At 33.5% G+C, this 13,402-nt stretch carries 7 protein-coding genes; all 7 read left to right on the top strand.

Going from position 1 to position 13,402, the window contains the following annotated elements; genetic code table 11:
* Positions 1-59 precede the first annotated feature (59 nt).
* The 7 genes from WHD54_RS08900 to bglX (WHD54_RS08930) all read left to right on the top strand — a co-directional run bounded on the left by WHD54_RS08900 (position 60) and on the right by bglX (WHD54_RS08930) (position 13,367).
* Positions 60-3,086, top strand: a complete 3,027-nt coding sequence (locus WHD54_RS08900) for a SusC/RagA family TonB-linked outer membrane protein (protein WP_088323762.1) — start codon at positions 60-62, stop codon at positions 3,084-3,086.
* Between the two features lie 12 nt (positions 3,087-3,098).
* Entirely contained in the window at positions 3,099-4,628 is a 1,530-nt protein-coding gene (locus tag WHD54_RS08905; RefSeq protein ID WP_088323761.1) for a RagB/SusD family nutrient uptake outer membrane protein, read from the top strand.
* Positions 4,629-4,632: 4 nt separating this feature from the next.
* On the top strand, positions 4,633-6,399 hold the full coding sequence (locus WHD54_RS08910; protein WP_088323760.1) for a LamG-like jellyroll fold domain-containing protein: 1,767 nt from the start codon (positions 4,633-4,635) through the stop codon (positions 6,397-6,399).
* A gap of 203 nt (positions 6,400-6,602) precedes the next feature.
* Positions 6,603-7,970: a glucoamylase family protein gene (locus tag WHD54_RS08915; RefSeq protein ID WP_088323759.1), complete on the top strand. Its 1,368-nt coding sequence runs from the start codon at positions 6,603-6,605 to the stop codon at positions 7,968-7,970.
* A 10-nt stretch (positions 7,971-7,980) separates the two neighbouring features.
* Positions 7,981-8,781, top strand: coding sequence for a phospholipase (locus WHD54_RS08920; RefSeq protein WP_233130989.1), 801 nt, complete (start codon positions 7,981-7,983; stop codon positions 8,779-8,781).
* Between the two features lie 24 nt (positions 8,782-8,805).
* Positions 8,806-11,112 (top strand): beta-glucosidase BglX, encoded by a 2,307-nt coding sequence (gene bglX, locus WHD54_RS08925; RefSeq protein WP_088323758.1) that lies wholly within the window; start codon positions 8,806-8,808, stop codon positions 11,110-11,112.
* An 8-nt stretch (positions 11,113-11,120) separates the two neighbouring features.
* Positions 11,121-13,367: a beta-glucosidase BglX gene (bglX, locus tag WHD54_RS08930; protein WP_088323757.1), complete on the top strand. Its 2,247-nt coding sequence runs from the start codon at positions 11,121-11,123 to the stop codon at positions 13,365-13,367.
* Positions 13,368-13,402: the final 35 nt, after the last annotated feature.

Consider the following 13,402-nt stretch of genomic DNA (forward strand, 5'->3'; position numbering starts at 1 on the left):
ATTTTTCAATAAAAAATGTATTGTAGTTTTATATCGAACTTAAATTTTACAATCAAAATATGAAAACTAAAATTATTTTACTAATGTTTTTTCTTGTGTCAATATCTATTTCGGCACAAAACATAACCATTACCGGTGTGGTATCCGATGCAGTAACCAAAGAGCCTGTGCCAGGTGCTGGAATACTAGTGAAAGGAACTACTAAAGGTTTTAGTGCAGATTTTGATGGGAAGTATGCCATCAAGGTTAATAAAGGTGACGTTTTACAGTTTAGTTCTATTGGTTATAAAACCAAAGAAATTACTGTTCAGAACCAAACAACAATTAATGTATATTTAGAGGAAGATGTAGAGTCTTTAGATGAAATCGTTATCGTAGGGTACGGTACTCAGAAAAAGGCAGATTTAACTAGCGCTATTTCAACTATTGAAACCTCAGAAATAGCAAAAGTTCAAACCTCTCAGGTTGTTCAGGGTTTTCAGGGGCAAGTTGCAGGTGTTCAAATTAGTAGTAAAGGATCTCCAGGAGATACTCCAGAGGTAAATATTAGAGGTATAAACTCTTTGTATGGTAATTCTGCACCATTATATGTTGTAGATGGAATGTTTTACAATAGTATAGATTTTTTAAATGCTTCTGAAATTAGCGATATTTCAATTCTTAAAGATGCTTCTGCCTCAGCAATCTATGGTGTTCGTGCAGCAAACGGAGTTGTTTTAGTAACTACTAAGGGAGGGAGATTTAATAAAAAAGCTCAAATTGAATATACTTCTAGTTATGGTATTCAGAGAGCTCAAAATGTATTAAAAATGGCTAATGCAGAGCAATTTACAACCTTTGCTTTAGAGTCTGGATCTGCCTCTGAAATAGCAAGCATAGATATGGCTATGCAGCGTTTTGGAAGAAGTAGAATTAACCCTAATATTCCTGATGTTAATACAGATTGGTATAAAGAAACTCTACGTGTTGCAGAAATATCTAATCACGATATTCAAGTAAATGGAGGTACCGATAAAGTTGCATACTCTGTTGGTGGAAATTTCTTATTTCAAGAAGGAATTTTAAAAATGAAAAATAGCTTTGAAAGATTTAACTTAAGAGCTAAGGTAGATGCAAAAGTGAGAGATTGGCTTACTGTTGGAGCTAATTTTTTAAACAGTAGAGCAGTAAAGTATGCAGATGAAGGTTCTGCCTGGCAACTTACTTATTATGCAGTGCCAATTTTGCCAGTTACAGATCAAAACTTTACAGATGCAACTTCTACACCATATGCAGATGCAAGAGAAATTGGCTATAGAGGAAGTCAAAATCCTTTTCCACTTTTAAATAACTCAGATAGAAGAGGAGAAAGAAGAAGAACAACAGCAAATATTTACACCGACTTTACCATTATACCAAATAAGTTAAAGTTTAAATCGACGTTATCATATAATTACAGAGCAACGAATGATAGAAATGTTTTGTTGCCTTATTATATTTCCGATAACTTTCAAAGACAAACAGAGCAGTCTTCTATTACAAGAAATAACAGTGTACAAGAAAATTACATTATTGATAATGTATTAACTTACACAAATTCTTTTGGAGATCATGACTTAACCTTTCTTGCAGGAACCTCTTTTAGAGATGATTATTTTAGAAGCTTTGGAGCAAATGGTAATTTCGACCCAAGTGGCGCTTTTTTAAGAGATAATGAGAAAACATGGTATATTAATAATACAGCTCCTGATAGTAGAATTGCTTATGATGGTGGAAGTAGATTTTACGGATTTTCTTATTTTGGAAGAGCTTCTTATAAGTATTTAGACAAATATATTGCTTATGCCACATACAGAGCAGAAGGAAGTAATAAATACGATCAAACTTATGTGCATTTACCTGCAGTAGGTTTGGCATGGGTAGTTTCTAGAGAAGACTTTTTTGGAGCACCAAAAAACTTTAATTTTTTAAAGTTAAGAGCTGGTTGGGGTAGATTAGCAAATGATGCTGTACCTGCAAGTATACCTCAGAGTGCAAATACCACATCTACTGTTTTTAACGACAATCAATATACAGGTTTTCAATTTTCTACAGCAGCAGATGATTTAGGTTGGGAGTTTACAGAAGAGCTGAACGTTGGAGCAACGGCAAATTTATTCGATAATAGGCTGTCTTTAGAGTTAGACTATTTTATTAAAGACACAAAAAATTTAGCGATACCAGTACTACCTCTTGTTGGTACAGATGTAAGTTTTCAAAATGTAGGAAGTGTTCGTAACAAAGGTTTCGAACTTACGGCAGGTTGGAATCAAAAGCTTACCGATGATTTAAGCTTATCTTTATCTGGTAACTTTAGCTCTATTAAAAATGAAATTACAGATCTAGAAGGTCAACCTCATTTAGATAGAGGAAGTGCAGAGTTTAGACAACGATTAGAAGTAGGACAACCGATTAATGTATTTTACGGTTGGGTATTAGATGGTGTTTATCAAAACAATGCAGAAATAGCAGCAGACCCTACAGCACAAGCTGCAATTAATGATGGAGTAGTTGTAAAGCCAGGTTACTTTAGATATAAAGATTTAAATAACGATGGTGTTTTAGATGCTCAGGATAGAACTCATTTAGGCTCTCCGGTTCCAACATATTATTATGGTGCAAATTTAGGTTTAAACTATAAAGATTTCGAACTATCTGTTCAAGTTTATGGTCAAGGAGGAAATGTTATTCTGAACAGAAACCGTGCAGAAGTTATAAGAACTCAAGGTAGAAATGTAGATGCGCAACTTGCCATTAATAGATGGAGAGGAGAAGGAACATCAAATTCATATCCATCTTCAGAAGGATACAGACAACTATGGAACCAAAGAATGTCTGGTTTTTGGTTAGATGAAGGAGATTTCTTCAGAGTACAAAATATTCAATTAGCGTACAATTTAAGTGTTCAAAACTTACCAGATATTAGACTATCATTTACTGCGGATAGACCATTTATTTCTACAAAAAGCTTTAATGGTTTTAACCCAGAAGTTGGTTTTGATGGTGTAGATTTACAAACATACCCAGTTCCATCAGTATATAGTTTAGGTGTAAAAATAAAATTTTAAAAAAGAGTAATCATGAAAAAAAATATGATATTAAGAGTAGTTTTTCTACTAACTTCATCCGTATTATTTCTTAATTGTAGCGACAAGTTAAATGAAGAACAAGAGCTAGTTGTAATTCAAGGAGATATAGATTACACTAGTGCAGAAGGTGCACAAGGAGCATTAATTGGTGCTTACAGAGCTTTTCAAAGTGTAGGTTGGGAGCAAATTCCACTAATTTCTGTTCGTGGAGACGATGTAAATTCAGGAGGAAAAGGAGATCAACAAGGTTTTGCAGATACAGATAGTTTTATTTACGATAACAACTACTGGATGTATAATAGTTTATGGCAAAGTTGGTTTCAAGACGTACTTCAAATTACAGTACAAATAGATCAGTTAAAGGCTTTTAAAGAAAATGGTGTAGATGCAAAGTTGATCGATCAATATATTGCAGAATGTAAAACATTAAGGGCTTTTGTAACGCTTCAACTTTCTAAGGTTTTTGGAGACGTATACAAGATAGACACTCCAGATCAAACACAAATTGAAGTGTTACCAAAGGATGAGATTATGCAATGGATTTCTGAACAAATGGATGAAGCTGTGCCAAATCTCTTAGATGTAAACCCAGCTTTAAGAGGAGACATTCCAGGAGGTATAACTAAGTATACAGCATACACAGTAAAAGCTATGGCAAATTTAGAACTTAAAAACTATCAAGCGGTAGCAGACGCAGCTGGTGAAGTTATAAAGTCGAATAAATTTGAGCTATACAACGATTTTTATAACTTATTTAAAATTCCAGGTAAACTTGCTAAAGAGAATATTTTAGAAATTCAATATTCAGATTTTGGTCAGTCATCTGGTGAAAACGTTGGGCACTTATATGCTTTTTATGGTTCTCAGAATTGGACACCAGCAGTAGCAGGTGCTACTAGCGGATGGGGCTTTTATGAGCCAAGTAAAAAGTTTATAAAATTTATGCTCGATAGAAATGAAACTGTTCGTTTAGAAACAAGTGTACTATTTACTGATGCAGGTATAGATGAATTGATTGCAGATGGTTACACTAGTCTACCATCTTTTGTATCGAATACAACTAGAGATGGAGATAGAATAAATAATTATTCCAGAGCCTTGTTTGCTAGTGGTAAACATTATTTACCTTCTGTTCAACTAACGCCTGGTAGAACTAGCTACGGAACTAATAAAAACTATACAGTTATAAGGTATTCGGAAGTATTATTAATGTACGCAGAAGCATTAACACGTGGTGCTAATGGTACTGCTGGTACTGCAGATCAAGCTGTTAATACAGTAAGATTAAGAGCCAAAATGGGTACATTAAGTGGTGTAACTACACAAGATGTGTTAGATGAGAAATTTGCAGAGCTAGCAATGGAATGGGGAATTAGGTATTATGATATGGTGCGTTTAGAAAAGGTAAATGAACTTAATTATGAAGGTAGAAGTTTTACAATGGAAAAAAGATTTTTGCCATATCCTCAAGCTCAAATAGATCAAAGTTTTATTTTAAGAGACTACATAAACAACAATTAAAATTATGAAAACAAAAATATCAATCATAATATCATTTTGTGTGCTATTTTTCTTAGCATGTACCAATGATAACATCGACCCAATAACAGCCGTAAGTCCTAATGCAGACGAAACAGCCCCTGTTGTTAAAATTATATTTCCTGCAGATGGTTTTAAACTAAAGGTAAATGAAAAAGTAGTGCCAATAGATATAAAGTTTGAAGTAACAGACGATATTGAAGTAGGGAATATTGCAGTAAAAGTGAACAATACACAAATTGGTACTTTTTCTAACTTTAAAGATTATAGAAAAGTAATAGATGAAATTACTTTTGATAACGTTACCACGGGTGTTCATGTAGTAGAAGTGGTAGCAACAGATTTAGATGGTAAAACAACAACTTCTTCTGTTACTTTCGAAAAAGAACCACCATATGTACCATTATTTCCAAACGAAGTTGCTTTTTGGGCTTTTGATGGAGATTATACAGAATTAATATCAGTAACTCCAACACCACAAATAGGAACACCTGGTTTTGCAGGTGAAGCAGTTGTAGGTACCAATGCTTATGCAGGTGCAGAAAATTCATACCTTTCTTTTCCAACATCTAATTTAAGTTTAGGAAGTGAGTTTAGTGCCTCTTTTTGGTATAAAGTTAATGCAACACCAGACAGAGCAGGCTTATTAGTAGTAGGTCCTGTTGATGAAGGTAAAGCTGATGATAGTCAAAATAATAGGAAAAACGGATTTAGACTGTTTAGAGAAAATGCAGGAGGAAAACAACGAATTAAGTTAAACGTAGGTAATGGTACAAGAGACACTTGGGTAGATGGAGGTGCTGCTGCAGATATAGATCCTAATTCAAATGATTGGGTACATATTTCTTTTACAATTTCTGCTACCGAAGCAAATGTGTATATTAACGGTAACTTAGCGAAACAATCAACACTAACAGGTGGTGTAGATTGGACAGGTTGTGATATTTTATCAATTATGTCTGGTGAGCCAAGATTTAATGGGTGGAATCATAAGTATGACGGAAGTTATATGGATGATTTAAGGATATTTAATAAAGCATTAACTCGCGCTGAAGTCCAAAACATTATAGGTGTAACAAATCCTTATAAACCAGCAGATGGAGAGACATTATACATGCCTTTCAACGATAATTATTCAAATATTGTTACTGGTGCATTAGCAACTGAAGTAGGTACACCTACTTTTGCAGGTGAAGCAAAAAAAGGAAGTAATGCGTATGCAGGTGCTGTTGGGTCTTATTTAACAATGCCAACAGATGGCTTGCAAGGAGAGTCTTTTACAGCAACAATGTGGCATAAACTAAATGCAACCCCAGATAGAGCAGGAGTTTTAGTGATGGGGCCAGTAGACGATGGTAAAGCTGCAGATAAGCAAAACAATAGAAAATTTGGATTTAGGTTTTTCCGTGAAAATGCTGGAGGAAATCAACGTTTTAAACTTAATGTCGGAAACGGTACGGCAGATACTTGGGTAGATGGAGGTACTGCAGCAGATGTAGATCCTACCGCAAATGAATGGGTACACCTTGCCTTTACAATTTCGCCAACAAAAGCTATTGTATATATCAACGGAGAAATTGTTAAAGAAAGTGATATAACAGGTGTCGATTTTACAGGCTGTGATATTTTATCAATTATGTCTGGTTCTCCTCGTTTTAATGGTTGGAATCATAATGAAGACCTGAGCTTTTTAGACGAATTACATTTGTTTAATAAAGCCTTAACCCAACAAGAAATAAAAGACATCATGTAGTTGTGTATAACAACATACGTTTATTTTTCATGTTTAATTTTTTTTATTAATGAGTTTAAGCTGTATTTGAAAAAATACAGCTTAAACAAATAAATACATCTCTAATGCATTTTTACATTTAAAAAGGTGCAATTACATCACTTTAATTTTATAAAATGTATAGATATTTCTTCAACAAAAAAATATAAACTAAAACAATATTTATGGCAAAGTATTTTACAGTTATATCGTTATTTTTAGTGTTATTCCTTGGGTGTTCAAGTAATGGTCCTGGGTATCAAGAACCATATATACCGCCTACTGACGATCCTGTAGTAGAAAAACTATCTGATAATGAAATGTTGGATTTAGTTCAAAGGGAAACTTTTAAATATTTTTGGGATTTTGCAAATTCAGATTCTGGTGCTGCAAAAGAAAGATACCACCCTAACGATCCTAACTTAAATAGTAATGTAGTTACTTCTGGTGGTACAGGTTTTGGTTTGATGAGTATAATTGTTGCCATAGAAAGGGGCTTTGTTACCAGAAATGAAGGAGTAGAAAGATTACAAAAAATTGTCAATTTTTTAGAGAATGCAGATCGATTTCACGGAGCTTGGTCTCATTGGATAAATGGTAGTGATGGTAAAGCAATTCCTTTTAGTTCAAAAGATGATGGAGGCGATTTAGTAGAAACAGCTTTTTTAGCACAAGGATTAATTTGTGTTAAAGAATATTTAAAAAATGGCTCGGTATTAGAAAAGGAGATAGCTACTAAAGCAGATGCGCTTTGGAAAGGAGTAGAGTGGTCTTGGTATACTCAAAATAAAGAGGCACTTTATTGGCATTGGAGTCCGAACTTTGGTTTTGATATTAATTTAAAACTCACCGGTTATAACGAAGTTATGATAACCTATGTTTTAGGTGCAGCTTCACCAGACTTTGCTATTTCTAAAGAGGTTTATGAAACTGGTTGGGCAAGTAATGGTGCCATAAAAAATACAGCAACTAAATACGGATTACCCTTAGTTCTTAGACACTCTGGAGGATCTAATTTCGGTGGCCCATTATTTTTTAGTCACTATTCTTTTTTAGGATTAGATCCAAGAAATTTAACAGATCAATATGGCAGTTATTGGGATACTGCAGTAAATCACTCTAAAATCAATCGTCAGTATTGTATTGATAATCCAAAAAACTATCTTGGTTACGGAGAAGATTTGTGGGGTTTAACAGCTAGTTATTCGAGAAATCCTGATGGTTCCAGAGGTTATTCAGCACACAGTCCTTCAAATGACAAAGGAGTAATTTCTCCTACAGCAGCCATAAGTTCTACGCCCTTTACACCGTCGGAATCATTAAAAGTAATGCATTATTTATATCAGAAGAAAGACAAAGTACTAGGTCCTGCAGGTTTTTACGATGCATTAAGTCCACATTATAACTTTTGGGTAACAAACACATACTTAGCCATAGATCAAGGGCCGCAAATTGTGATGATAGAAAATTACAGAACTGGGTTGTTGTGGAATTTATTCATGCAAAATACCGATGTTAAAAGAGGTTTAGATAAGTTGGGTTTTAACTATTAAACTTTTAAAAATGCAAAAAAATAGTAGTAAACTATTAATGATATTCTTTTTTGTTTGCACCTCTCACTTTGTTTTAGGACAGCATTCAAATTTTTATGAGGCGAAAATTAAAGTTTCTAAAAATGATACTTTAAGATATCGAATTATGATGCCTGTAAACTTTGATTCATCAAAGAAATATCCATTAGTATTATTCATGCATGGAGCAGGAGAAAGAGGTAATGACAATAAAAGACAGTTGGTACATGGAAGTAGTTTGTTTGCAAGTGAAATGGTTAGAGACTGGTATTCTTCTATTGTAATTTTTCCTCAATGTCCTAAAAACTCATATTGGTCTAATGCAGTTGTAAACAGAGATAAAAGACCAATTGGTTTAGACTTTCCTTTAGACAAAGCTCCTACAAAACCATTACAACTTGTAATTGAGTTATTAGAAGAATATCTCCAAAAACCTTTTGTTAATACCTATCAAATTTATGTGGGTGGTTTGTCTATGGGCGGAATGGGAACTTTTGAAATTGTGTATAGAAAACCAACCATTTTTGCTGCTGCTTTTGCTATATGTGGTGCAGGAAACCCTTTGGCTACAGAAAAATTTGCAAAAAAGGTGCCTTTTTGGATTTTTCATGGTGCTAAAGATGATGTAGTAAGTCCTGAGGAATCTATAAAAATGGTGAGCGGGATTATAAAAAATGGTGGAAATCCAAATTTCACATTATTTGCAAATGCCAACCATAATAGTTGGGATGCTGCTTTTGCAGAACCAAAGTTATTACCATGGCTATTTTCTAACATAAAAAAAACAAACTAAGTACCAATTAGTCAACTTTACACTATGAAACAATTTAAATTTAACGTTCTATTTTTATCATTTTTCCTTTTTTTATTTTTTGCATGTAATGTAAAAGAAAAGTCTGTAAACACTAAAAATCCTTTCAAGCACAAAGTAGATTCTTTATTGTCTTTAATGACTATAGAAGAAAAGCTGGGTCAGTTAAATTTACCGTCTTCGGGAGATATCACAACAGGCTCCTCTAAAAGTTCTAATGTAGCCAAGAATATTGAAGAAGGAAAAGTTGGAGGTTTGTTTAATATTAAGTCTGCAGAAAAAATTAGAGAAGTTCAAAGAATAGCCGTAGAAAAGAGCAGACTAAAAATACCATTAATTTTTGCAATGGATGTAATTCATGGATATCAGACTACATTTCCAATACCGCTAGGCCTTTCTTCCTCTTGGGATTTAGATTTGATTGAAAAAACAGCAAGAGTAGCAGCTCAAGAAGCCTCTGCAGATGGTATAAGTTGGACTTTTTCTCCTATGGTAGATATTTCTAGAGACCCAAGATGGGGTAGAGTTTCTGAAGGTTCTGGAGAAGATGCTTTTTTAGGAAGTAGAATTGCAGAAGCAATGGTGAGAGGATATCAGGGAGATGATTTATCTAAGAATAATACCCTACTAGCCTGTGTAAAGCATTTTGCTCTTTATGGCGCTCCTGAAGCTGGGAGAGATTATAATACTGTAGATATGAGCCGTGTGAGAATGTACAATGAATATTTACCTCCTTACAAAGCAGCTGTAGATGCTGGTGTTGGAACTGTAATGGCAGCATTTAATGAAATTGATGGGATACCAGCAACCGGAAATAAATGGCTTTTAACAGAGTTGTTGAGAGAAAAATGGGGATTTAACGGTTTTGTTGTAACCGATTATACAGGTATAGAAGAAATGATATATCATGGTGTTGGTAATATGCAAGAAGTTTCGGCACAAGCATTAAAAGCTGGTTCTGAAATGGATATGGTTTCTGGAGGTTTTCTAAATACACTAAAAAAATCTTTAGATGAAAATAAAATATCAATGTCTGAAATAGACAACGCTGTTGCTAAAATTTTAACAGCAAAATATCAGTTAGGCTTATTCGAAGATCCTTATAGGTACTGCGATTTAGACAGAGCTAAAAACGAAGTTTATACTACAGAAAACAGAAATTTTGCAAGAAAAGCTTCTGCAGAATCAATGGTATTATTAAAAAATGATAATAATGTTTTACCACTAAAAAAATCGGGAACAATTGCATTAATTGGTCCATTAGCTAACAATGCTGTAAATATGGCAGGGACTTGGAGTGTTGCCACAGTTCAAAAAAATTCTATACCTCTCCTAGAAGGGCTTCAAAAAGTCGCTGGTAAAAATGTAAAAATTTTACATGCTAAAGGGAGTAATGTAGAGTACGACTTAGATTTAGAAAAAAGAATTACCATGTTTGGTAAAACTATTCCTAGAGACCAAAGAACAGATGCTCAATTACTAAATGAAGCGGTTAAAATTGCTAATAAATCGGATGTTATTGTTGCAGCTTTAGGAGAATCAGCCGAAAGAAGCGGTGAAAGCAGTAGTATTACCAATTTACAAATACCCCAAGTTCAAAAAGATTTACTTACAGCATTATTAAAAACAGGTAAACCAGTTGTTTTAGTTCTTTTTACAGGTAGACCACTAGCTATAGTTGAAGAAGATAAAAACGTTCCAGCTATTTTAAATGCTTGGTTTCCTGGCAGTGAAGCTGGTTTAGCTATTGCAGATGTTTTATTTGGAGATGTAAATCCTTCAGGGAAACTTACTGCTACATTTCCGATGAACGTTGGTCAGGTTCCAATTTTTTACAATCATAAAAATACAGGAAGGCCTATTGGAAATAAACAAGGAAAATTTGAAAAATTTAAAAGTAATTATTTAGATGTTCGAAACGAACCTTTATATCCTTTTGGGTATGGCTTAAGTTATACCAATTTTACCTACAATAACTTAAAATTAAACAGTAAAGACTTAAGTGCTAATAGTGAAATTAAGGTTTCTGTAGAGGTTACAAATACCGGAAATTTTGATGGTAAAGAAGTAGTACAAATGTATATTAGAGATATAGTAGGCTCTGTTACCAGACCTGTAAAAGAGCTAAAAGGGTTTAAAAAAGTTTTTCTAGCAAAGGGAGAAACAAAAACGGTAACGTTTAAAATTTCGCAAGAAGACTTAAAGTTTTATAATTATGATTTAGAGTTTGTGGCAGAGCCAGGAGAGTTTGACGTATTTATTGGAACAGATTCAACCACAGAGCTTAAAACTACTTTTACATATTTAAATTAAACTACAATATGAAAATTATCAAGGCCTCTTTTCTAACAGTACTTATTTTTTTTGTGATTTCTTGCCAACCTAAAAAAGTAGGTTTACAAGATAACGATTATTATAAAAAAGTAGACTCTTTAATGAAGTTGATGACATTACAAGAAAAAATAGGTCAAACGGTAATGTATAGTGGTGGTTGGTCTGTAACAGGCCCTATTATTAGCGATAACAATATTAGTTATATTAAAAATGGAGATGTTGGTGCAATGCTTAATGTTTATACAGCAGAGGGTACTAGAAAACTTCAAGAAATAGCGGTAAATGAAACGAGACTTGGAATACCTCTTTTGTTTGGGTATGATGTAATACACGGGTTTAAAACTATCTTTCCAATCAATCTTGCTGCAGCATCTAGTTGGGATTTAGACGATATTGAAAAAACATCTAGGATTGCTGCAGATGAAGCATCATCTTCTGGTATCCATTGGACTTTTGCTCCGATGTTAGATGTTGCAAGAGATCCCAGATGGGGAAGAATTTCTGAAGGAGCTGGAGAAGATGTTTTTCTTACCAGTAAAACTGCTGAAGCTTATGTAAAGGGTTTTCAAGGAGATAATTTGTACGATAAAACTACCATTTTAGCATGTGCTAAGCATTTTGTTGGTTATGGTGCAGCACAAGCAGGCAGAGATTATCATACTGTAAACATGGGAGAAGGAGAGTTAAGAAATGTTTATTTACCGCCTTTTAAAGCAGCAATAGATGCCGGTGTAGAAACTTTTATGACCGCTTTTAATGAGTTAAACGGTGTGCCAGCAACGGCAAATAAATTTCTATATAAAGAAATCTTACGAAATGAGTGGAAGTTTAATGGTTTTGTAGTTACAGATTATACAGCTATTAACGAATTAATTAAACACGGGTTTGCCAAAGATGCTAAAGAGGCTACTAAACTTGCAATGAATGCAGGTATAGACATGGATATGATGAGCAGTGCTAATCGAAAATATTTAAGTAGTTTAGTAAAAGAAGGTAGCTTGCAAGAAAATCAAGTTAATGAAGCCTGTAGAAGAGTTTTACTCGCTAAATATAAATTAGGTCTATTTGATAATCCATATAAATACATCGATAAGGATAGAGAAAAAAATACAATTTACAAGAGAGAGTATTTAAATGCAGCAAGACATTCTGCTGCTATATCATCGGTATTATTAAAAAATGATGCTCGAACATTGCCATTAAATAAAACTCAAAAAATAGCACTTATTGGTCCGTTAGCTAATGATAAAAGGCATATATTAGGTAATTGGGCAGCAGCAGGTGATAGGAAAGGAAAAGCAGCATCAGTGTATGATGGTTTTAAAGAGTATTTACCTAAGAATAGAATTTTTTATGCCAAAGGATGTGAAATTGACAGCAAAGAAAAAGAAAACTTTACAAAAGCAATAAGCACTGCCAACAAAGCAGATATGATTGTTTTAGTTCTTGGAGAAGATTACAATATGAGTGGCGAAGCAGCTTCTAGAAGTTCTATAAAATTACCCGGTAACCAAACTTCACTTTTAAAGGCACTTAGAAATAAGTTTCCAAAAAAGAAGATAGTATTGGTTTTAATGAATGGAAGGCCCTTAGATTTATCAGAAGAAGAGTTGCTAACTGATGCCATTTTAGAGGCTTGGTTTCCAGGTACTATGGGTGGTTTGGGAATTGCAGATGTACTTTTTGGAACTTACAATCCGTCGGGCAAGTTACCAGTAACTTTTCCTAGAAACGTTGGTCAAATTCCAATTTATTATAATATGAAAAATACAGGAAGACCAATTCCAGAGAATAATCCAAAACAAGATTACAAATCGAATTATTTAGATATACCAAACACTCCTTTATATCCTTTTGGACATGGTTTAAGCTATACAAAATTTACCTACTCTAACGTAACATTATCTTCAAAAAGCAATACATATTCAAGTTCATTAGAGGCCACTGTTGATATAAAAAATGATGGTGATTATGATGGTTTTGAAATAGCTCAATTGTATATTCATGATAAAGTAGGTAGTGTTACTCGACCCGTAAAAGAATTAAAGGGATTTAAAAAAATATTTCTAAAAAAGGGAGAAACTAAAACCATTACTTTTACTATAAATGCAGAAAACTTAAAATTTTACAATAGTAATATGGAATATACAGTAGAGCCAGGAGAGTTTGAAATAGCCATACAAGGAAGTTCTGATTTTAAGTTTAAAAATACATTTGTATTAGAAGATATTTAAAATTATTCAATGAAACAATAACCTCAAAAAACTAC

Origin of the sequence: Polaribacter tangerinus (genome assembly GCF_038024095.1) — a bacterium.
Taxonomy (GTDB): Bacteria; Bacteroidota; Bacteroidia; order Flavobacteriales; family Flavobacteriaceae; genus Polaribacter; species Polaribacter tangerinus.